Origin of the sequence: Serinicoccus kebangsaanensis (assembly GCF_008919445.1) — a bacterium.
Lineage (GTDB): Bacteria > Actinomycetota > Actinomycetes > Actinomycetales > Dermatophilaceae > Ornithinicoccus > Ornithinicoccus kebangsaanensis.
This window is the reverse complement of sequence record NZ_VSLG01000008.1, coordinates 1-21,744: the sequence shown is the minus strand read 5'-3', so window position 1 is coordinate 21,744 and position 21,744 is coordinate 1. Positions and strand designations below refer to the sequence as shown.

Below are 21,744 nucleotides of genomic sequence, written 5' to 3'. Positions count from 1 at the left end.
CGTTCGGCCCATGACTGAGGCAGCAGCACGGCTCGGCGCCGAGGAGTTCATCTCCTTCACGACCTTCCGGCGCACCGGCGAAGCCGTCCCGACCCCGGTGTGGGTGGTGCCATTGCGTGACGGCGAGCGGATCGGCTTCTACACCACCATGGGCACCGGCAAGACCAAGCGGCTGCGGCACACCTCCCGGGTCACGGTCCAGCCGTGCGGGCGCCGGGGCACCCCGACGCCCGGGACGGAGCCGGTGGAGGGGATCGCGGAGATGGTGCAGGGCGGTGCCGACTTCGACGAGGTGCAGGCGGCCGTGCGGGCGAGGTACGGCTGGCAGGCGACGGCGTTCCGCCTGGTCGGGAGGCTGGTCATGCGCCGCAAGGGCAGGACCTACGGCGACACCGTGATCCTCGTGACCCCGGAGGCCGCGCCAGCCTGACCTGTAGACAGCTCCGGCAGGGTTCCTGCCGGGCCCGCCATGCTGGACGTCATGGCGGGGGAGGGGCACGATGGAGAGCATGAGCATGCCCGAGGTCGGCATCTACACGTTCTAGTCCCGCCGGTGCTGGCGGTCGAGATCCTCTCCCCCTCCAGCCGTCGGACCGACCTCGTCGCCAAGCCGGACGTGCTTGCCCGGTTCGGGTGCCGGCACTACTGGGTCGTGGACCCCCAGACGCCGGGGATCCGCGTCTACCGTCTCGTGGGTGACGCCGACGAATCGGGCGAGGTCGTCATGGGCGAGGCGACCTTCGAGGTGCGCGAGCCGTTCGAGGTGTCCTTCCGGCTCTCCGACCTCACCCGGTGAGCGCCGTCGGGGCTCGGTCAGCCGGTGACGTCGGCGACCAGAGCGTCCAGCGCACCGAGCGCCGCGTCGGCCTCCACCGTGACCGCGACCCCGTGCGCGCCCGCGCCGAGCGAGATGCGCCGCCCGGGCTCGGCGCCCAGCGAGGCGTCGGCGACCACCGGCCAGGCACGGGTCGAGCCGAACGGCGTGATGGTGCCGCGCTCGTAGCCGGTGGCCTCCTTGGCCGTGGCGGCATCCGGCATCGAGAGCCTGCTGACGCCGAGCAGCGACCGGAGCTTGGGCCAGGCGATCTCCCGGTCGCCCGGGACCAGCACGAAGAGGTAGTCGTCCTCGCCCCGTCGCACCACGAGCGTCTTGACGATGTCGCGCGGCTCGACGCCGCGCACCCGGGCCGCCTCCTCCAGGCTGCCGACCCGTCCGTGACGCGTGAGGGCATACTCCACGCCGGCCGCCTGGAGAGCCGCGACGGCTCGTTCCTCGCTCATGCGCTCAGGCTAAGCCGTCTGGGATCCGAGACGAGGAAGCCGGCCCGGCACCTGCGGCTCGGACCACCCGCGACCTAGAGTCGTGGGCGTGAGCACCGCCGCCAGCCTCGCCAGCTTCGACCGGATGTGGGCCGACCTCGGCCCCGTCGGCCGAGTCGCCAGCGGCGGGTACCGCCGCTTCGTGTGGACGCGCGAGGACGCCGCGCTGCGCGAGTGGTTCGCCGGGGAGGCGGCCGCCCGCGGGCTCGACCTCGTCGAGGACCGGGTCGGCAACCAGTGGGCCTGGTGGTGGGACGGTCCCGGAACCGTCGACGACGCGGTGCGGGCGGGGCATACCGGGGTCGCCATCGGCTCCCACCTGGACTCCGTGCCGGACGGCGGCGCCTTCGACGGACCGCTGGGGGTGGTGAGCTCGTTCGCCGCGGTCGACGCGCTGCGGGCGAGCGGCGTGGTGCCGGGCCGGCCGATCGCCGTGACCCACTTCATCGACGAGGAGGGCGCCCGGTTCGGGATCGCCTGCGCCGGGTCCCGCGTGCTCACCGGCGCGCTGGACGCGGACCGGGCACGGGCACTCACCGACGGCGACGGCGTGACGTATGCCGACGCCTTCGCCGCGGCCGGGCGCGACCCGCAGGCGCTGGGCCGGGACGAGGAGACCCTCGCCCGCGTGGGCTGCTTCGTCGAGCTGCACGTCGAGCAGGGTCGCGCGCTGGTGGACCTGGGTGCACCGGTCGCCGTCGCCAGCGACATCTGGCCGCACGGACGGTGGCGCTTCGACTTCCCCGGCGAGGCCAACCACGCCGGCACCACGCGTCTGGAGGACCGGAAGGACGCGATGCTCGGCTACGCCGACCTGGTGCTCGCCGCCCGGGCGGGCGCCGCCGAGCGGGGCTGCGTCGCCACCGTCGGCAAGGTCGCGGTCACCCCCGGCGGCATCAACGCCATCCCGTCGCACGTCACCGGCTGGCTGGACACCCGTGGCACCGACGAGGGACAGGTCCGGGCCCTCGTCGACGACCTCGAGACGCGGGTGCAGCAGCACGGCGCCACCGTCACCCGGGAGTCGTGGACCCCCACCACCCGCTTCGACACCGACCTGGCCGACCGGTTGCGCCGCGTCCTGGGCAGCACCGACGAGCTCAGCGTGCCCGTCCTGGGCACCGGGGCCGGGCACGACGCCGGGATCCTCTCCGGTGCCGGGATCCCCACGGCCATGCTCTTCGTGCGCAACCCCACCGGGATCTCGCACAACCCGGTGGAGCACGCCGAGACGCAGGACTGCCACGCCGGGGTCGAGGCGCTCGCGGCCTGCCTCACCGACCTGGTGGCCGACCAGCCGTGAGCACGACCTTCCACGCCGCGCACGCCCACCTGCCCACCGGCGTGGCCGCCGACGTGCGCATCAGCGTCGCCGACGGCCGGATCACCGCGGTGGAGGAGGGCATACCGGCCGACGGCGGGGACCACCGCCTCCCCGGCGTCGTCCTCCCCGGACTGGCGAACGCGCACAGCCACGCCTTCCACCGGGCGCTGCGTGGGCGGACGCACGGCGGCGGCGGGACCTTCTGGACCTGGCGCGAGGCGATGTATGCCGTGGCCGCCCGCCTCGACCCGGACCGCTACCTGGCGCTGGCCCGGGCGACCTACGCCGAGATGGCGCTCGCCGGGATCACCGCGGTGGGGGAGTTCCACTACCTGCACCACGCCCCGGGGGCTCGGCGCTACATGGACCCCAACGCGATGGGGCAGGCCCTGGTCCACGCCGCGGCCGACGCCGGCATCCGGCTCACCCTGCTGGACACCTGCTACCTCGCCGGCGGGCTCGGGCCGGACGGGCACACCCCGCTGGAGGGGACGCAGCTGCGGTTCGGCGACCTGGACGCCGAGGCCTGGGCCCTGCGGGTGGACGACCTGCGCGACCACACCGACGGCGGTCCCGCCCACGTCCGGGTCGGCGCCGCGATCCACTCGGTCCGCGCCGTGCCGCGCGACCAGCTCGCCACGGTCGCAGGGTGGGCCGGGACGCGACCGCTCCACGTCCACCTCTCCGAGCAACCGGCGGAGAACGACGCCTGCCTCGCCGCCCACGGCCTGACACCGACCGGCCTGCTCGAGCAGGAGGGGGTGCTCGGACCGGAGCTGTCCGCCGTGCACGCCACCCACCTCACCGAGGCGGACGTCGCGCTGCTCGGCCGGCACCGGTCGCACGCCTGCTTCTGCCCCACCACCGAGCGGGACCTGGCCGACGGCATCGGCCCGGCCCGGGCGCTGCGCGACGCCGGGGCGCGGCTCTCGCTCGGCTCGGACCAGCACGCCGTCATCGACCTGGTCGAGGAGGCGCGGGCGCTGGAGATGCACGAGCGGCTGGCGAGCCTGGAGCGTGGGCGGCTGCGGCCTCTCGACCTGCTCGCCGCCGCGACCGCGCACGACAGCATCGGCTGGCCGGACGCCGGCCGGATCGCCGTGGGTGCGCGCGCCGACCTCGTGGCCGTCCGGACGGACACCGTCCGCACCGCGGGCACCGACCCCGCGCAGATCCTGCTGAGCGCGACGGCGGCCGACGTCGACACGGTCCTCGTCGACGGTCGCACCGTCGTGGAGGGTGGGGTGCACCGGCTGGGCGACGTGGGGACGCTGCTCGCCCGGGCCTTAAGACCCCACCAGGATGAGTCCTTGGGCTGACGACGGGGGGTGATGCCGCGTGACAGGCTGGATCACCGAGGGGGGTGGTCGAGCCCGCCCAGGTGGCCCGTCCGGGCCGGAACAGGAGAGAGAGCATGATGAGGAACACGCGACGCACGGCGACGGCGGCCGTGGCGCTGGGGGTGGCCCTGAGCCTGGCCGCGTGCGGCGAGGACGAGGCTGCACCGGAGCAGACCGGTGCCGTGGAGGAGACGACGCCCACGGAGGACGACACCGCGACCGAGGACGACACCGCGGAGGAGCCGACGGAGGACGACGGCGCGGAGGAGACGACAGAGGACGACGGCGCGGAGGAGACCGAGGCCGGCGAGGACGGTGCGGAGGGTGGCTCCACCGAGCTGACGGCTCCCGGCACGGAGCTCGCCCTCGGTGATCCGGCCGTCATCCAGGTGGCGAGCGTCGCAGACCCGCAGGACGACTACTACCGCTACCTCAGGTTGCGCACGACCGTCACCGAGATCACCGAGGCGGACCCGGGCATCCTGGACGGGATCGAGCTCGCGACGCCGGTCGAGGACGAGGTGCCCTACCTCGTCTGGGCGGAGCACGAGATCGTCGACACCGACGGCGACTACGAGAAGCTGGACCTGTATCCCGAGCTCGGCGCCGTCCACGGGGACGGCTCTGCCGCGATGACGGTGTGGGCTGACGGTGCGGACATCGGCGAGTGCACCAACGACGAGTTCGACAGCATGGAGGCCGGCGGCACCGCGCGCACCTGCGTGGTCGCCCTCGCGGACGCCGGGATGGAGATCACCGGGGCGGCGTGGGGCGGCAACGACAACGCCGACGGCGACGGCGACTGGGAGGCCAACCCGTACTACGAGGCACCCGTCGTCTGGGCTCCGTGAGGGTGCCCGCAGACGCCACCCGGCCCGGCTGACCGAGGACACGAGAGGATCAGGCCCATGAGCATGCTCATCACCGGCATCAGCGAGCTGGTCACCTGCGACGACGCGCTCGAGGACCGGGCGGCGCCGTCCGGTGCGGGGGACCTGACCCGGGGCCTGGGCGTCGTGGGCGACGCCGCCGTCGTCATCGGTGGTGGCGGCGAGGACTCGGCCCCCGTGGTGGAGTGGCTCGGGCCTGCCGGCGAGGCGCCGGACGCGGACTGGTCGATCGATATCGGGGGCCGGGCGGTCCTGCCGGGCTTCGTGGACAGCCACTCCCACCTGGTCTTCGCCGGGGACCGCTCCGCCGAGTTCGCCGCCCGCATGACCGGCCAGCCCTACGACGGCGGTGGCATCGCGGTGACCATGGCCGCCACGCGGGAGGCGGGCGACGCGGAGCTGCGCGCGCTCATCGCCGCCCGAGTGGGCGAGATGCGGGCACAGGGCACGACCACCGTCGAGATCAAGAGCGGCTACGGCCTGGACGTGGAGCACGAGGTCCGCGCCCTGCGGCTGGCGCGCGAGGTCACCACCGAGACCACCTTCCTCGGAGCCCACGTCGTGCCACCCGACGCGAGGCAGGCTGGCGGGCGCGCGGCATACCTCGACCTCGTGTGCGGCGAGATGCTCGACGCCTGTGCCCCGTATGCGCGGTGGATCGACGTCTTCTGCGAGCCGGCCAGCGCGCACGCCTTCGACGGTGAGGAGTCGCGGCGGGTGCTCGAGGCCGGACGTGCCGCCGGGCTGGAGCTGCGGGTGCACGGCAACCAGCTGTCGCACGGCCCCGGTGTGCAGCTGGCGGTCGAGCTCGGCGCGGCCAGCGTGGACCACTGCACCTTCCTCTCCGACGACGACGTGGCCGCGCTCGCCGGGAGCGACACGGTCGCGACGCTGCTGCCGGGTGTGGAGTTCTCCACCCGGCAGCCCTACCCGGACGCCCGGCGTCTCCTGGACGCCGGGGTCTCGGTGGCCCTGGCCAGCGACTGCAACCCCGGGACCTGCAACTCCTCCTCGATGCCGCTGATGATCGCGCTCGCCGTGCGCGAGATGGGGATGACCCCGGCGCAGGCACTGCGTGCGGCGACCGTCGGCGGGGCCCGGGCGCTGCGCCGCGACGATCTCGGGCGGATCCGGGTCGGGCAGCGGGCGGACCTGGCCGTCGTGGACGCGCCCAGCTTCCTGCACATCCCCTACCGCGTCGGGGTGCCGATCGTGCGAGCCCTGGAGGTCTGAGGTCCGGTCCCACCGTGGGCGGACCAGCACGCGACCCTGGTATGACGCGCCCCTGGCCGCCGAACGTCTAGGGTCGCCACGTGAACGAGTGGGTGCAGGCCGTGCGTCAGCAGGCCTCGGAGGTGTGGAGCCGCGCGCGGGGCGTCAGCTGGCTCCCCGACGCGCTGCTCGTGGCGGTGCTCCTCTTCCTCCTGCTGGTGACCGGGGTCGGTGCCGGGACGCTCCCGCTCACCCTCGTCAGCCTGCTGCTGGTCGTCCCGCTGCTGTGGCGCCGCAGCCACCCCCTACCGGTGGCGCTCGTCATCGCCGCGGGGTGCCTGATCCAGGTGCTCCTCGTCGACTCCCCGGTCCCGGCCAACGTCGCCGTGCTCATCGCGGTCTACAGCGCGGCGGCCTTCGGCAACCGCACCACCTCCCGGCTGGTCCTGGGGCTGGGGCTGGCGGGAGCGCTGATCGCCGCGCTCGACTGGGCCGGCTCGATCTACGGCGGCCTGGGCTACTACCTCGCCGTCGCGGCGATCCAGGCCGTCTTCATGGCGTGCTTCGTCGGCGTGGCCTGGGCGCTGGGCGATGTCATGCGGCGGCGCCGCGAGGTCGTGGCCCGGCTGCAGGCGCAGAACCGCGCCCTCGCGCGCGACCAGGCCCAGCGGCAGCGGCTCGCCGCGCAGGACGAGCGCGCCAGCATCGCGCGCGAGATGCACGACGTCGTGGCGCACTCGCTCGCCGTGGTCGTGGTCCAGGCGGACGGCGGCCTGTATGCCGCGCGCCAGGCGCTCTCCCGGGGCACCGACCTCGACGCGGACCGGGCCAGGGTCGCCCTGGAGCAGGCGGCAGGGACGTTGGAGACACTCGCGGACACGGCCCGCGCCTCCCTCACCGACACCCGGCGGCTGGTCGGCGTGCTCCGTGACGCCGGGAGCGACGCGGAGTACTCCCCGCTGCAGGGGCTGGCCCACCTGGACGAGCTGGTCGAGCGGGTCCGGGCCTCCGGCGTGGACGTCGACGCGCACGTCCGCGGCGAGGTGGGCGGACTCTCGCCCGAGGCGGACCTGGCGGCATACCGCGTCGTGCAGGAGGCGCTGACCAACGCGATGAAGCACGCCGGGCCGGACGCGTCGGTCGACGTCGACGTGCTCCGCACGCCGGGGGTGCTCATGGTCCGGGTCACCGACGACGGACGCGGTGCGCTCGCCCAGGAGCCCGACGGAGAGGGCAACGGGCTGCTCGGGATGCGCGAGCGGGTGGAGGTGCTCGGCGGCACGGTGCACGCCGGGCCGCGGCGACGGCAGGGCTGGGAGGTGGTCGCGACCTTCCCGGTCGACGCCCGCGACGAGCCCGCCGACCACCTGGACGTCGCGTCGGGGAGTCCGGAGACCGCGCATACACCTGGAGGGGACCGATGACCACCGACTCCCAGCCCACCCGACTCTTCCTCGTCGACGACCAGGAGCTGGTGCGCGCCGGCTTCCGGATGGTGCTCGACGCCCAGGACGACATGAGCGTCGTCGGTGAGGCCGGCGACGGGATGGCCGCCGTGGAGGCGATCGCCCAGACGCGACCGGACGTCGTGCTCATGGACATCCGGATGCCCCGGATGGACGGGGTCGAGACCACGCGTCGGCTGCTGCAGGACCGGACGCCGGACGACCCTGCGCTCAAGGTGCTGGTGCTCACCACGTTCGACCTGGACGAGTACGTCTTCGCCGCGCTCAAGGCGGGGGCGTCCGGCTTCCTGCTCAAGGACGCCGGCCCGGCCGAGCTGCTCGCGGCGATCCGCGCCGTCCACGCCGGCGACGCCGCGATGGCACCGTCGACCACCCGGAGGCTGCTGGAGCGCTTCGTCCCCGACCTGCCGGACGAGCAGGGCCGGCAGGACGCGGCCGCGCAGCGCCGTGCGGCGACGGCCCGCCTGGACGTGCTGACCGACCGCGAGCGTGAGGTGCTCGAGGCGGTCGGCAAGGGGCTGACCAACAGCGAGATCGCGGCCGAGTTCTACCTCGCCGAGGCGACCGTGAAGACGCACATCGGCCGGGTGCTGCACAAGCTCGGCCTGCGCGACCGGGTCCAGATGGTGATCACCGCCTACGAGACGGGTCTGGTCGGCCGCCCCGAATAGCCACCGAGCGTCGCTTGTGGTTGCCCCAGCAGTCACCGAGCGTCGCTTGTGGTTGCCCCAGCAGGCACCAGGCGTCGCTTGTGGTTGCCCCAGCAGGCACCAGGCGTCGCTTGTGGTTGTCCCAGGTGGCACCGAGCGTCGCTTGTGGTTGCCGCCCTCGGCGCGCGCCAACCACAAGCGACGCTCGGTGGGCTCGCAGCCAACCACAGGCGACGCCCGGTGGGGTCGTGGGCAACCACAGGCGACGCTCGGTCATACCTGGGGTGGAGGTGAGGGGCGCCAGGTCGCGACCGACGACTGATGTGCCGCACGACCGCCGGCTCATAGCGTCATGGGTATGACGACCACAGCACCGCGCTCGACCGCCGCTCTCGCGGCCAGCGCCCTGGACCTGACCAAGACCTACGGCCGTGGGGAGGCCGCGGTGACGGCCCTGGACGGGATCACCGTCGGGATCGACGCCCGCCGGTTCACCGCCATCATGGGGCCGAGCGGGTCGGGCAAGTCGACGCTCATGCACCTGCTCGCCGGGCTCGACACCCCCACGACGGGCCGCGTCTACCTCGGCGACCACGAGCTCACCGGCCTGCGGGACGCGGCGCTGACCCGGCTCCGCCGCGACTCGGTCGGCTTCGTCTTCCAGGCCTTCAACCTGCTGCCCACCCTCACGGCGGGACAGAACATCCGGCTGCCCCTGGAGCTCGCCGGGCGCCGGGTGGACCCGGAGTGGGAGCGCACCGTCGTCGACGGCCTCGGGCTCGCCGACCGGCTCGGGCACCGGCCCGGTCAGCTGTCGGGCGGGCAGCAGCAGCGGGTCGCCCTGGCGCGCGCGCTGATGACCCGCCCGGAGGTGATCTTCGCCGACGAGCCCACCGGCGCCCTGGACTCCACCACGGGCGCCGAGGTGCTGGCCCTGCTGCGCCGGTCGGTCGACGCCTGGGGGCAGACGGTCGTCATGGTCACCCACGACCCCAACGCCGCCGCGGTCGCCGACCGGGTCCTGCTGCTCGCCGACGGCCAGCTCGCCGGGGAGATCCTCGAGCCGGACGCCGACGCCGTGCTCGCCGCCGTGCGCGACCTCGGGAGGGCCTGATGGCGGCGGCATACCTGACCTCGGGGCTGGCCTCGCGGGGTCGACGCCTGATCGCCGCCGCGGTGGCGATCGTCATCGGCGTCGCCTTCCTGGCCGCCAGCGTCGTCGTGGTGCAGACGGCCCAGACCGCGCTCGAGGACGCGGTCGCCGCCGGGGTGCGGGACGCCGACCTCGTCGTCATGGGTGAGGACGGCCTGGCCATGAACACCGAGGAGTATGACGCGGTGGCCGGGATCGGCGGCGTGACCGGCCTGGTCGGCGAGGGGATCGCCACGGCCGAGCGCGACGACGGGTCCTTCGTCGCCGGGCTCACCGTCCCGAGCGCCGGGACGACCCTGCTGGAGGGTCGGGTGCCGGAGGCGCAGGGCGAGATCGCGCTCAACCCGGCCGCCGTCGAGGGTGGACTGGCGGTGGGCGAGGAGCTGCGCGTGCACTCCATCGACGCCCGGGGCGAGACGGGCCCGGTCACCGAGCTCACGGTCGTGGGCGTCCTGCGCCCCGACGCGGGGCCGGGTGGGATGTTCGGTGAGGGCTTCTACGCCACCGACGCGACGCTGCGGGCGGTCGACCCGTTGATGAGCTACCAGGCCATCCAGCTCGCGCTGGCCGAGGGGGCGGACGAGTCCGCCGTGCGTGGGCAGGTCGTCGAGGCCGTCCCCGGCGGCACCGTCATGACCGGGCCGGAGGCCGCGGAGGCGCGGGTCGCCATGCTGACCGGCGGGACCCTCGTCATGGGCGCCATGCTGCTCGGCTTCGGGGCTGTGGCCCTGGCGACCGCCGCGATCGTCATCGCCAACACGTTCACGATCACCCTGGCCCAGCGCACGGGGGAGCTGGCGCTGCTGCGCTGCGTGGGGGCCACCCGGGCCCAGGTGCGCCGGTCGGTCGTGCTCGAGGCCGCCATCCTCGGGCTGGTGGCGTCGGTCGCCGGGGTCGCCCTGGGGATCGGGGCTGCCGCGCTGCTGCTGACCATCGGCCGTCGGGTCGACATCGGCATCCCGCTGGGCACAGGCCTGAGCCTCGGCTGGCTGGCGCTGGTCGTCCCGCTCCTCGTCGGTGTGGTGGTCACCGTGCTGGCGTCGCTGTGGCCGGCCCACCGTGCCACCCGGGTCTCACCGCTCGCGGCCCTGCGGCCGGTGGACGGGGCCGCGTCGCCGACGCGTGCCGGGGTGGTCCGCGTCGGGCTCGGTCTGCTGCTGGTGGCCGGCGGCACCGCACTGATGCTGCTCGGAGCCACCTCGCGGGACGTGCTCCTCGGCGTCGCGGGCGGTCTCGTGTCCTTCGTGGGCGTCCTGGTGGCGAGCACCCTGGTCGTGCCGTGGGCGGTGCGCGCCCTGGGCGTGGGTGCCCGGGTCGCCGGGGTGCCCGGTCGCCTCGCGGTCGACAACGCCGTGCGCAACCCCGGCCGTGCCGCCAGCACCAGCGCTGCCCTGCTGGTCGGCGTCACCCTGATCACGATGACGACCGTCGGTGCCGCGTCCGGCGAGCAGACGGCCATGGGCGAGATCGACAAGGAGTATGCGATCGACCTCGTCGCGCAGGCACCGGCCGCCGACGCGTCGGGCGAGCGTCCGGTGAGCGGCGAGATCACCTCGCAGGACGCCGGACGGATCGCGGAGGTCGACGGTGTCGAGTCCGCGGTGCCGGTACAGACGGCATACCTGACCGTGGGTGAGTCTCAGGTCACCAGCCCGGCGCTCGCGCTGGACCGGCGGACGGCGGGCGAGGTGCTCCGCAGCGAGGACCTCGTCGCGTCGGTGCGCCCGGGGATGCTCGGCATGGACGGCCTGGAGATGGTGATCAACGGAGTGGAGCCGGGCGACACGATGTCGGTCGAGGGTGCGGGTGGCTCCGCCGAGCTGACCGTCACCGAGCTCGGCCTGGGCGGCGGGCGGCTGACCGTGCACCCGAGGGACCTGGCCCGGCTCGCGGGCGACGAGGCGCGCGAAGGTGCCCTCCTCATCCGGCTGGACGAGGACGGCGACCTGGTCGGCGCGTTCGGGGAGATCACCGACATCGCCGAGGGCGCGGACCTCGACCTGGACGGTGCTGCCGCACTCCGGGCGCAGGTCGTGCAGATCCTCGACGTGATGGTGCTCATCGCCGCGGCGCTGCTGGGCGTCGGTGTGGTGATCGCCCTCGTCGGCATCGCCAACACGTTGTCGCTGTCCGTGATCGAGCGGCACCGCGAGCACGCGCTGCTGCGCGGGCTGGGGCTGACCCGGACCCAGATGCGGTCGATGCTGCTCACCGAGGGGGTGCTGCTGGCCCTGGTCAGCGCCGGCCTGGGGCTCGCGCTGGGCGTCGGGTATGCCGCGCTCGGGATCCAGACGATCCTCCCCGAGGACACGCCGGTGGCCGTGAGCGTGCCGTGGGGACGGGTCGGCATCATCCTCGGCGTCGCGCTGCTGGCCGGGGTGCTGGCCAGCGTCCTCCCGGCGCGGAGGGCGGCCCGGGTGAGCCCGGCGGAGGGGTTGGCCGCTGCGTAGACCGGGCGGGGCGGCGCAGGGACTCGCCGCACCGCTTGCGGGGTCGCCCGCTTCAGGGCGCGGGCGCAGACCCCCGAGGGCCGGCCGGGACGGGACACCCGGCCGGCCCTCACTCCGTCCCTCACGCGGTGCGGGTCAGCTTGTAGTGGAGCCGGACGGCGGGGGCGGACCACAGGCGCAGCGTGTGGTCGGTCCGCAGCACCCCCTCCTCGTCGAGGTAGACCCGGAAGCTCTCGTGGACCGGCACCCGCGCCGCGTGGGTCCCGGCCTCGTCCACGACGACGTAGGCACCGTCGTCGCCGAACCGGCCCGCGGGGGAGGACAGCTCCAGCCCGCCACCGGGGAGGACACGCGGTCGGAGGAAGACCTGCACGTTGCCGGACTCCAGCGGGAAGGTCACGTGGACACTCGGCCCGTCCCGTCCCGGGAGCGACCGCGTCGCGTAGCACCCGCTGTAGACGAACTCGCCGGTGGAGCGCAGCGTCCGCATCCAGGCCGCCGCCACCTGGTGACCCTCGGCGTCCTGGATGACGGCGATCCGGCTGTCCATGCCGCGGGCGACGTCGAGCGGACGCGTCGGCAGGGCGAGCTGCTGCACCCGCCGTCCGAAGAGGCGCGAGACGAGCTCGCCACCGGGCTGGAAGATCGGGTTCCACTGGGTCCACACCTCCATCCGCCAGTCGGAGGTGTGCTCGTAGAAGTCGCGGATCTGCGGGTGCAGGTCCGCAGACCGGAAGTCGGGTCCGTCCAGCTGCCGCAGGTCGGCGAGGAGCCCGGCACCGTCCGCCTCCTCCACCACGGTCCCGCCGAGGGCGGTGGCCGCCGACCGCACCCAGGCGTCCCCCACGGTCGAGCCCTCGCTCATCGGTGCCGCGAGCCACGCCTCGGCGCCGCCCAGGTCGACCGGGCGGCCACGGACCTTCCAGAACCGCCGCGTCAGCCGATCCAGGTGCGCCGTGGGACGAGCCATGCGGTCACCGTGCCACAGCCCGGACCGCTCCGCCTGCCCTACGTCACGCGCTCAGCCGAGCCGCTGCCGCAGACCGCTGGCCCGGACGACGCGCCGCTGCACGGCGGCCCGCACCTCCTCCTCGGAGCCCACCACCCGCACCCGTCGCTCGGCCCGGGTGACCGCGGTGTAGAACAGCTCCCGGGTCAGCAGCGGGCTGTCCAGCTCGGGCAGCAGCACGGTGATCTCCCGGGCCTGGCTGCCCTGGGCCTTGTGGATGGTCATGGCGTGCATGGTCTCGACGTCGCCGAGGCGGGAGGGGGCATACCTGCTGCGGCCGCCGGCCCCGTCGATCGCGGCCATCCGCACCGGCACGCCGGCGGACGTGTGCGAGGCCACGACGACGCCGGTGTCGCCGTTGAGCACGCCGGTGGCGTAGTCGTTCGCGGTGACGAGCAGCGGACGGCCGAGGTACATCGGGTCGTAGAACGTCAGCCCGGTCGCCTCGGCCAGCCAGGTCTCGACCAGGTGGTTCCACCGGCGCACCCCGCGGTCGCCGTCGCGGTGCGCGCACAGCAGCCGGTGCCGGTGCAGCGCGTCGAGGGCGGCGACGTCGTCGCCCTCCCGGGCGGCCGCGAGGATGTCGAGCGCCTGCCGGGTCAGCTCGTCCTGCAGGTATGCGCCCGGGTCCTCCTCGCGGACCCACTGCACCTCCTCGCCTCCCGCCGAGAGGGCGCCCACCACGGCGTCCGCGTCGCCGACGCGCAGCGCCTGCGCCAGGGCCCCGATGGTCTCGCCGAACCGATGCACCGTGCGCAGCCGGGCGAGCGCGAGCGGCGCCGGGGTCGTGGCCTCCGCGACCGGGGTGTCACCGTCGGGCTGGGCGACGCCGACCGCGGCCTCCGGCACCGCCGCCACCAGGTCGGCCAGCACCGCCCCGGCCTCCACCGACACCAGCTGGTCGGCGTCACCGACCAGGATGAGCCGCGCCGTGGGCCGCAGCGCCTCCAGCAGGCGGGCCATCTGGGTGAGCGACACCATCGAGGCCTCGTCGACCAGCACCACGTCGTGCGGCAGCCGGTTGCCGCGGTGGTGCCGGAACCTGCTGCGTGAGCCCGGCCTCCACCCGAGCAGCCGGTGCACGGTGCGCGGCTCTACCTCCCGCAGCCGCTCCACCACCTGCCGGCCGGCGACGTCGGGGGTGCGTGCCTCGATCTCGTCCAGGGCCCGGTCCACCGCGGCCTTGACGCGGGCCGCCGCCTTGCCGGTCGGTGCGGCCAGGCCCACGCGGGGAGCACGCGCCCCCGTGGCCGCCGCCTGCTCGGCCAGCAGCGTCAGCACCCCCGCCACGGTCGTCGTCTTCCCGGTCCCCGGGCCGCCGGTGATGACCCCGGTCCGGGACCGCACGACGACCTCCGCCGCGGCGCGCTGCTCGGCATACCCCTCCCCAGGGAAGATCCGGGACAGCCCGGCGGCCAGCACCTCCTCGTCCACCGGTGGGGGCCCGAGCTCGGCCCGGGCCCGCAGGTCGGCCGCCACCTGCACCTCCTGGTGGTGGTACCGCTGCAGGTAGACCAGCCCGGTCGCCTCCTCGACGACGAGTCCGCCCTCGGTCGCCAACCGGCTCCCGGCGACCGCGGCCGTCCACGTCTGCGGATCCGGCCAGGCCAGGTCGGGCAGTGCCTGCGCCCCCTGGGAGGCCAGCGCGGCCAGGTCGACCGCCACCGACCCGGAGCGCACCGCCCGCGTCGCGACGGCCGCGGCGAGCACCACCTCGGGGTCCTTCTCGTGCGCCGCGCGGGCCAGCCCGGTCGCCACGTGCACGTCGGCGGCGGTGAGCAGCCCGGCCTGGTTGACCTCGCGCAGCAGCCCGGTGGCGGTGAGCGCGAGCCGGCGGTCGTGCTCGTCGACCTGCTCGAAGAGCTCCAGCACCGGGAGGTTCGTCGGGGCGGGCGGCGGTGCGCCGGCGTCCTCAGCCATGGCCCACCCCCTCGGTGGCCCCGTCCAGCAGGTCCGAGATCCCCCGCACCAGCGCGACGGGCGGCCGCCAGGAGAAGACGCCGCACGGCATACCGTCCACGAGGGGGGTGTCCGGGCCGCACATGCCGCGCAGGTAGAGGTAGAGCACGCCACCCAGGTGACGGTCGGCGTCGTAGCCGGGCAGCCGCCACCGCAGGAACCGGTGGGCGACCACGGCGTAGAGGAGTGCCTGCAGCGGGTAGGAGGAGTGCCCCATCGCCTCGTCCAGCCGCTCGGGGCGGTAGTCGGCCGCGGTCAGCGGCTCGTCGGCGCTGCCGAGCCAGTTGGTCTTGTAGTCGGCCACGAGGAAGGTCGGTTCGGCCCCGGCAGCCCCTCCCCGGGGCACCCGCAGCACCACGTCCACCGAGCCGGTGAGGTAGCCGCGCAGCTGCTGGCCGGCGAGGTCCGGGGCGGCCTCCAGCACGTCGGCCCAGGCCCGCACCGGGTCGCCCGGCGGCAGGTGCTCCCGGAGCAACGGCACGAGGTCGCCCAGCAGCGCGACGCGCCCGCCCCTGGCGTCGCGCCGGAGGTCGCCGCCCCCCAGCGGCAGCTCGAAGTCGAGCTCGCAGAGCCGGTCCGCGGTGCCGATCTCGCGCAGGGTGGTCGCCCCCGCGAGCGGCCCGAGCGGGGTGTCGCACACGGCGACCAGGGCGTCGGCGAGGGTGTCCACGCCGTCCGGGCCGAGGTCGACCGGCCAGAGCACCCGTTGCTCGCCGATGCGCCGCCGCAGCTCGCCCCGCAGGTCCGCCGCCTGCGGGTCGGCGTGCTCCAGCACGGCGTGCACGAGGGAGCCGAAGGTGGCGCCCACCGGCAGGTCCGCCATCGGCGACGGCACCTCAGCGCCCGCTGGAGGTGCCACCGCGTCCAGGCCCGGCAGGGACGGCGCGGTCTCCGGCACCGGGTCGGGCCCGCTCGGCTCGTCCTCCCGCCCGGTCAGCCCGACCTCCGGCTCGCTGCCCACCCCGGCGGCGACGGCGCCGTCGGCCGGTGTCGACAGGGCGGTGTACGACGTGCGCCGCCAGTCGTGGTCGACCCGTCGGGTCCACCTCGCCAGCGCCAGGTCGGGCACCTCCGGGGGCGGCGCCGGCGCGAGATCGGTGGCGTGGTCGGCCCGCTCCAGCGAGAACGCACCCTCGTCCACCCACTGCTGCAGGCGCTGCGTGGCGGCGTCGTCCTGCCGCGGCACCCGCACCGTCTGCGGCACCTCGCCCTGGCCCGGCTCCCGACCGAAGAGGACGCGGTGCAGCGCCGAGCTGCTCGCGTTGTTGACCGGCGCCCACCAGGTGACCACCTGACTCTGGGCCCGGGTGAGCGCGACGTAGAGCAGGCGCAGCGACTCGCCCGCGTCCTCCTCCTTGTGCCGCCGCACCGACTCGGCCCACCCGGGGTTGGCGGGGTGGTCGCCCCCGACGTCCAGGCAGCGGGTCCGCTGCGGCGGGTCACCGTGGAAGAGCGGGATCGAGGGGGAGTCGCTGACCCACCGGTCGCCGAGGGACGGGAGGTAGACGACGGGATACTGCAGCCCCTTGCTGCCGTGGATGGTGGCGAGCTGGACCGCGGCGGCGTCGCTGTCCAGCCTCCGCGTTCGCGCCCCGGCGCTGCTCGGCGCGTCCTGCGCCATCCCGGCCCGCAGCCACTCCAGCAGCGCGACGAGCCCGAGCTGGTCGCGCCGGGCGGTCTCGTGCAGCAGCTGCGCGACGTGCCGCAGGTCGGTCAGCGAGCGCTCCCCGCCGACCTGACGCAGCACCCGGTCCGGCAGACCGCGCACGGTGAGCAGCTCCAGCACCGCCGCGATCCCCTGCCGGGCGTAGAGTCCGGCGAGCTCGCGGCAGGTCTGCGCCAGCTCGTCCTCCAGGTCCGCGTCCGCCCGCTCACCGCGGTCCCCGACCCGGGCGACGGCATACCCCAGCAGGTCGGTGAGCGCGGCCGCCCGGGTGAGCATCGGCCGGTGCGGCGCGACCATCGCCTCCAGCAGGGCCAACCAGTCGTGCGCACCCTGGCTGTGCAGCACGGTCGACCCGCCCGCGCTCACCGCCGGTATGCCCAGCTCGGCGAGGGCGTCCCTGGCCTGCAGCAGGTCCTTGCCGCGGTGCGCGAGGACGGCGATGTCCCGCGCCTGCACCGGCCGGCCCTCGAAGGTCGCGCCCGAGGCGAGCAGGGCGGCGACGTCGTGGGCGAGGTCGCGCGCGATCCACGGCCGCACCGTCGGCATCCGGGTGTCGCCCCCGAGGTGGTCGCGCAGCAGCACCTGGCGCAGCCGCACCGGGGACGCGGTGGGGGCACCCTCCAGCCGGGTCCCCTCGCGCTGGGCCGTGACCGGGTGCACCAGGATCTCCTCGTCGCCGAGCTGGGCCCCGGTGAGCATCGAGCCCAGGGCCTGGGTCAGGCCCGGGTCGGAGCGGAAGTTGCGGGGCAGGGTGCGGCGGTCGTCGGCGGTCCCGGCCGCGGTGAGGTAGGTCGGGACGTCGCCGCCGCGGAAGGCGTAGATGGCCTGCTTCGGGTCACCGATGAGGACCGTCGCCCGCGCGTGACCGCTGAAGGCGCGGTCCAGCACCGACCACTGGATCGGGTCGGTGTCCTGGAACTCGTCGACGAGCACCACCTGCCACCGCTGCCGCATCCGGAGCCGGGCCGGTGAGTCCTCGCCCTCCAGCGCGTCCGCGAGCTGGGTGAGCAGGTCGTTGTAGTGCATGACCTGCAGCCGCTGCTTGCGCAGGTCCAGCTCGTGCCGCACGGCCCGGGCGAAGCGGACCCGACGGTCCGGGACCGACCGCGGCTCGGCGCCCGTGGGCGCCAGCTCGGCGTGGATGTCGTCGACGGCCGTGCGGGCGATCTGCAGCGCCTCGCGGCGGGTGAAGATCGGCTCGTCCTCCCGCTGGGCGAAGGCCCGCAGGTAGAGGTCGTCGACCACCTCCACCAGCAGCCGGTCGAGGTCCTCGACCAGCTCGGCGGAGGCATCGGCGGTGCCCGCCACCCCGAGGCTGCGCAGCACCTGCTGGCAGAACTGGTGGGTGGTGGCGATGGTGGCGGCGTCGATGTCGGACAGCGCCGTGCGCAGCCGCCGCCGGCGCACCGCCCGCTCGGCCTCGTCGACGTCGAGCAGCAGCGCGACCAGGTCGTCCCGCTCCTGCTCGGGCGGAGGGTCGGCCAGCGCCCGCTCGGCCGCCACCAGCTGCTCACGGACGCGGGCGCGCAGCTCCTGGCTCGCCGCGCGACCGAAGGTCACCACCAGCATCTCCGGCAGCAGCACGACGCCCTCGGCGACGTAGCGGGTCACCAGCGCCGCGATGGTCCAGGTCTTGCCGGTGCCGGCGCTCGCCTCGAGCAGCACGGTGCCGGTGGGCAGCGGGTCGGTGATGGAGAAGTGCGGGAGCGCGGTCATACCCGCTCCTTGCGCTCGGCCCCGCCGGTGAGCACCGGACCCCAGACACGCAGCGCGAGCTGCCCGAGCCGGTGCTCGACCCCCGGGCTCCAGCGCTCGTCCTCGCGCGGGACGCCGAGGATCTGCTGCAGCGGGACCGAGCCGCCGTGGACGTAGGCGTGGCTCGGGTCGTCCTGCTCCTTGGGGAAGGCCTGCTCGAAGGTGTCGTCGGTGCGCCACTCCCGGACCGCGTCGAGGGTCGCGGCCCGCTCGTCGCCCGGGCCGGAGAGGTATGCCTGTGCCCACCGCATCGAGGTCTGGACCGGCAGCGGCAGCGGCTCGGCCATGCCACGGGCGCGCAGGTCGACCAGCTGGTCCAGGAGCTCGAGCGCCCGGTCGCGCTCGTGCGGGCCGTGGGTGTAGTGCACGCCACCCTTGCGCCGCCCCCAGCTCTGCCGTCCGAGCACGTGGCTGGTGGCCTCGCCGTCCAGCGTGGCGGCCAGCACGAGGGAGGTGATCCAGGACCGGAGCCGCTGCCTGGCCTTCACGGTCGAGTAGGTCGCGGTCACCGCTCGCCCACCCACGAGACCGATCACGGTCCCGGTGAGCCGACGCCCGCTCGGCAGGACGAGGTCGATGTCCAGGGTGTCCCGCTCCAGCGGCACCCCCCAGCCGCCCTGGCCGACCGCCGCCCAGGTGCCCTCGGCCACGAGCTGCGCCTGCTGGGTCACCTCGCGCATCACCGCCGTGCCCAGCGCACCGGGTGGCAGCTCGCCGCGCCACAGCTCGGCGTCGACGGTGGCCCCCGGGTCGCGCCCGTCGAGCACCGCCTGCAGCACCCGGTCGCCGATCGCCCACCTGTCCAGCCCGCCCAGGTCGATGGGGATGCCCTCGCCGGCCTCCTCCGGGACCTGGGGGAGGAGCAGGCCGAGCCGGTCGCGCAGGTAGGCGCGGGCCGGGTTGTCGAAGAAGCGCAGCAGCGCCTCCAGCTCGACCCCTCCGCCGTCCTCCTGGTCGGTCGCCGGCGCCCCGAGCGCGGCATCCACCGGCCGGGGACGCGGCTCCCGCTCGCCGACGGCCGCACGCCCGCCCGCGAGGGCCGCCGGGTCGTAGCTGAATGGGCGCCCCTCCGGCAGCAGCGACGGCATACCCTCCCGCGTCGCCCCCAGGTTGCGCGGGTCGAAGGGCTGCAGCGGATGGTGGGTGAGCACCCGCCCGACACCGGGGGAGGTCGGCGCGGCGGTGTGCCGGACCGCGTCGAGCAGCTCGCCGAGCGGCACGGCGGGTGGGCGGGCGGCGCCGGTGTGCTCGTCGAAGCCGGTGTAGGTGATGACCAGGGCGTCGCTCGCGGCCGTGATCGCGTCCAGCAGCAGCTGGCGGTCCTCGCTGCGGGGGTCGCGCTCGCCGGTGACCGGCCGCCGCGCGGTCGCGTCGTCACCGTCCGCGGCGGTGGTGCGGGGGAAGACGCCGTCGTCCAGCCCCACGAGGGCCACCACCCGGTGCGGCACCGAGCGCATCGGGACCATGGTGCACACGGTGAGCGTGCCGGTGCGGAAGTTGGAGCGGGTCGCCCGGCCGGCGGCCTGCTCGGCCAGCAGGGCGTGCACGTCGGACAGCGACAGGCTCAGGCCCGCGCCGTCGGGTGATCGTGCGCCGGCGTGCGCGGCCACGAGGTCCAGCTCCCGGCGCAGCTGGGTGACCTGCCAGGCGTCCGACGGGGTGACGTCGGCCAGACCCAGCACGCCGTCGGTCAACGCCTCGACCCAGGCGTCGACCTCCTCGGCCGTCCGCAGTGCCCGCAGCGTGCGCCCGAGGCGAGCCACCAGCTCGGCCAACCGCCCGGCCAGGTCCAGGTCGCCGCTGTCCAGGTCGTCGAGGCCGAGCGTGGTCCCCAGGTGGTCGAGCTCCTCCCCGTCGACCGCGGCACCGACCAGGACCCGGGCCAGACCGGCCTGCCAGGTGTTCTGGGTCAGGCCGGTGAGCGCGTAGTCCGCCCGGTGCTCCTCGTCCAACCCCCAGCGCACCGCCACCGAACCCACCCAGTCGCCCAGCCGCTCGAGGTCGTCGTCGTCGAGCCCGAAGCGCCGTCGCACCGGCCCGCTGCGCGCCAGGTCGAGCACCTCGCCCGCGGTGAGCCGCCCGCCGGCGAGCTCGACCAGCCGGGCGGCCAGGGCCAGCAGCGGGTTCGCCTGGACGGGTGCCCGGTCGGCCAGGCGGACGCGCATCAGGTGGGCGGGGTGGGTCGACGCCGCCTCGCGGTCCGGGCCGTGTGCACCGCCGTCGTGCACCACCTCACCGAGCCCGAACCCGGCGTGCACGAGGGGCGCCAGCGTGTCGATGTCCGGGCACATCACGAGGATGTCGCGCGGCTCGAGGGTGGGGTCCTGCTGCAGCAGGTCGGCGAGCACGTCGCGCAGCACGTCGATCTGGCGCGCCTGGCCGTGGCAGGCGTGCACCTGGATGCTCCGGTCGTCCGCCGGGACGGTGCGCCGTGCCAGCTCGTCGGGGCCGGGCACGGCGTCGGCGGCGAGGTCGCCCTGGAGCAGGTGCAGCAACGAAGGGGGCGGTGCGGCAGCGGCACGGGCGGGGCGTGTCGTGGTCTCCGTGTGCGGTGCCAGGGTCAGGGTCCGCTGCAGCTCCCGGGCGTCGCGGCCCAGGCTGGCGAGGAGCGGGTGGTCGACCAGGAGGGCGGAGGCGTCCTCGTCGCGGGGCACCGGACCGGCCGCGACGCCCTCGTCGGCGGCGAGCGTCTCCCAGGCGGCGGGGGAGGCCTGCGGCAGCCACAGGTGCACGTCCCGGTGCCGGGCGAGCGCGGAGAGGACCTCGACCTCGCTGCGCGCGATCCGGGTATGCCCGAAGAGCGAGAGCCGACCCGGCAGCTGGACGTCGGGCAGGCTCGGCTCCTGGTCGCCGGAGCGCAGTGCCTCGACGACCCGCGCGTGCCGCACGTCCGGCGGCTCGGCGGGGACCTGCTCGAGCACCCGTCGCCACAGCTCCGGCTGCCAGGCCAGGTCGTCGTCGACCCGACCACCCAGGCCGTCCCCGTCACCCCCCTCGCGCCAGTCGGTGACCATGGCAGGGCGGGAGGCGGCATACGCGGCGAAGAGACCGGCGAGCCGGCGGGCGACGGCATACCGGCGGCCGCGCCGCAGCTGTGCCTCGTCGCCGGTCGCGCCCCGACCGAGGTGCACGGCCAGCGTCCGCGCCCACTCCTGCTCCAGGCTGGCGTCGATCGCCTCCAGCACCGGCCACACCAGCAGGTCCGGGTGCCACGGGTCGTCCCGCTCGATCCCGAGCACCATGGACACCAGCGAGTGCGGGTTGAGGAAGCGGATCCCGGCGCAGACCCCGTCATGACCCTGGCCCGCACCCAGCGTGTGCGACAGGCGTTGGGCCAGCCAGCGCTCGACCCCCCTGGCCGGCACCGCGACGACCTCCTCGGCGAACGGATCGGGCAGCGGCTCGGACAGCAGCCCGGCGAGCCCGTCGGCCAACGCCGCGGTGCTCACGTCCCGATGCACGACCAACGCCACGCGTTTCTCCTATGTCAAGCCGCGGCTGGTTGGCGCATCGGCTGGACGGTGTTGTGGTGATGGGCGTCGGTGGTGAG

15 protein-coding genes are annotated in these 21,744 nt (G+C 75.0%); 10 read left to right on the top strand and 5 right to left on the bottom strand.

Features of this window, described 5'->3' with window-relative positions; all coding sequences use genetic code 11:
- Window positions 1–10 precede the first annotated feature (10 nt).
- Window positions 11–430, top strand: a complete 420-nt coding sequence (locus tag FXF60_RS09790) for a PPOX class F420-dependent oxidoreductase (RefSeq protein WP_151525792.1) — start codon at window positions 11–13, stop codon at window positions 428–430.
- A gap of 39 nt (window positions 431–469) precedes the next feature.
- Window positions 470–796, top strand: coding sequence for a Uma2 family endonuclease (locus FXF60_RS09785; RefSeq protein WP_151525791.1), 327 nt, complete (start codon window positions 470–472; stop codon window positions 794–796).
- 17 nt (window positions 797–813) lie between these two features.
- Here the strand turns inward: FXF60_RS09785 and FXF60_RS09780 are convergent, their stop codons facing one another.
- Window positions 814–1,281, bottom strand: coding sequence for an aminoacyl-tRNA deacylase (locus tag FXF60_RS09780; protein WP_151525790.1), 468 nt, complete (start codon window positions 1,279–1,281; stop codon window positions 814–816).
- A gap of 124 nt (window positions 1,282–1,405) precedes the next feature.
- Between FXF60_RS09780 and FXF60_RS09775 the strand changes: the two genes are divergently transcribed.
- The 8 genes from FXF60_RS09775 (at window position 1,406) to FXF60_RS09740 (ending at window position 11,805) form a co-directional block, all read left to right on the top strand.
- Window positions 1,406–2,623: an allantoate amidohydrolase gene (locus tag FXF60_RS09775; protein WP_151525900.1), complete on the top strand. Its 1,218-nt coding sequence runs from the start codon at window positions 1,406–1,408 to the stop codon at window positions 2,621–2,623.
- Window positions 2,620–3,963, top strand: coding sequence for a formimidoylglutamate deiminase (locus FXF60_RS09770; RefSeq protein ID WP_192796682.1), 1,344 nt, complete (start codon window positions 2,620–2,622; stop codon window positions 3,961–3,963). The genes FXF60_RS09775 and FXF60_RS09770 overlap by 4 nt, the downstream gene beginning before the upstream one ends.
- 98 nt (window positions 3,964–4,061) lie before the next feature.
- The gene (locus FXF60_RS09765; protein ID WP_202879604.1) at window positions 4,062–4,835 is read left to right on the top strand and encodes a hypothetical protein; all 774 of its coding nucleotides are present in this window, start codon (window positions 4,062–4,064) and stop codon (window positions 4,833–4,835) included.
- Window positions 4,836–4,892: 57 nt separating this feature from the next.
- Window positions 4,893–6,107, top strand: coding sequence for an imidazolonepropionase (gene hutI, locus FXF60_RS09760; protein WP_151525788.1), 1,215 nt, complete (start codon window positions 4,893–4,895; stop codon window positions 6,105–6,107).
- Window positions 6,108–6,187: 80 nt separating this feature from the next.
- Window positions 6,188–7,510, top strand: coding sequence for a sensor histidine kinase (locus FXF60_RS09755; protein ID WP_151525787.1), 1,323 nt, complete (start codon window positions 6,188–6,190; stop codon window positions 7,508–7,510).
- Window positions 7,507–8,223: a response regulator transcription factor gene (locus FXF60_RS09750; protein ID WP_151525786.1), complete on the top strand. Its 717-nt coding sequence runs from the start codon at window positions 7,507–7,509 to the stop codon at window positions 8,221–8,223. The genes FXF60_RS09755 and FXF60_RS09750 overlap by 4 nt, the downstream gene beginning before the upstream one ends.
- Window positions 8,224–8,554: 331 nt before the next feature.
- Window positions 8,555–9,316 carry an ABC transporter ATP-binding protein gene (locus FXF60_RS09745; protein WP_202879603.1) on the top strand — a complete coding sequence of 254 codons (762 nt, stop codon included), beginning with the start codon at window positions 8,555–8,557 and terminating at the stop codon, window positions 9,314–9,316.
- Window positions 9,316–11,805, top strand: coding sequence for an ABC transporter permease (locus tag FXF60_RS09740; RefSeq protein WP_151525784.1), 2,490 nt, complete (start codon window positions 9,316–9,318; stop codon window positions 11,803–11,805). Before FXF60_RS09745 ends, FXF60_RS09740 begins: the two co-directional genes overlap by 1 nt.
- Window positions 11,806–11,926: 121 nt before the next feature.
- Here the strand turns inward: FXF60_RS09740 and FXF60_RS09735 are convergent, their stop codons facing one another.
- Genes FXF60_RS09735 through recC form a run of 4 tightly spaced genes read right to left on the bottom strand, consistent with a single transcriptional unit; the run spans window position 11,927 to window position 21,667 of the window.
- Complete coding sequence (locus FXF60_RS09735) at window positions 11,927–12,775, bottom strand: hypothetical protein (protein ID WP_151525783.1); 849 nt, start codon at window positions 12,773–12,775, stop codon at window positions 11,927–11,929.
- A 51-nt stretch (window positions 12,776–12,826) separates the two neighbouring features.
- Window positions 12,827–14,734 carry an exodeoxyribonuclease V subunit alpha gene (recD, locus tag FXF60_RS09730; RefSeq protein ID WP_151525782.1) on the bottom strand — a complete coding sequence of 636 codons (1,908 nt, stop codon included), beginning with the start codon at window positions 14,732–14,734 and terminating at the stop codon, window positions 12,827–12,829.
- Window positions 14,727–18,155 carry a UvrD-helicase domain-containing protein gene (locus FXF60_RS09725; protein ID WP_151525781.1) on the bottom strand — a complete coding sequence of 1,143 codons (3,429 nt, stop codon included), beginning with the start codon at window positions 18,153–18,155 and terminating at the stop codon, window positions 14,727–14,729. Before FXF60_RS09725 ends, recD begins: the two co-directional genes overlap by 8 nt.
- A complete protein-coding gene (gene recC, locus FXF60_RS09720; protein ID WP_151525780.1) occupies window positions 18,152–21,667 on the bottom strand; it encodes an exodeoxyribonuclease V subunit gamma in 3,516 nt (1,171 codons plus the stop codon). The genes FXF60_RS09725 and recC overlap by 4 nt, the downstream gene beginning before the upstream one ends.
- Window positions 21,668–21,744 lie beyond the last annotated feature (77 nt).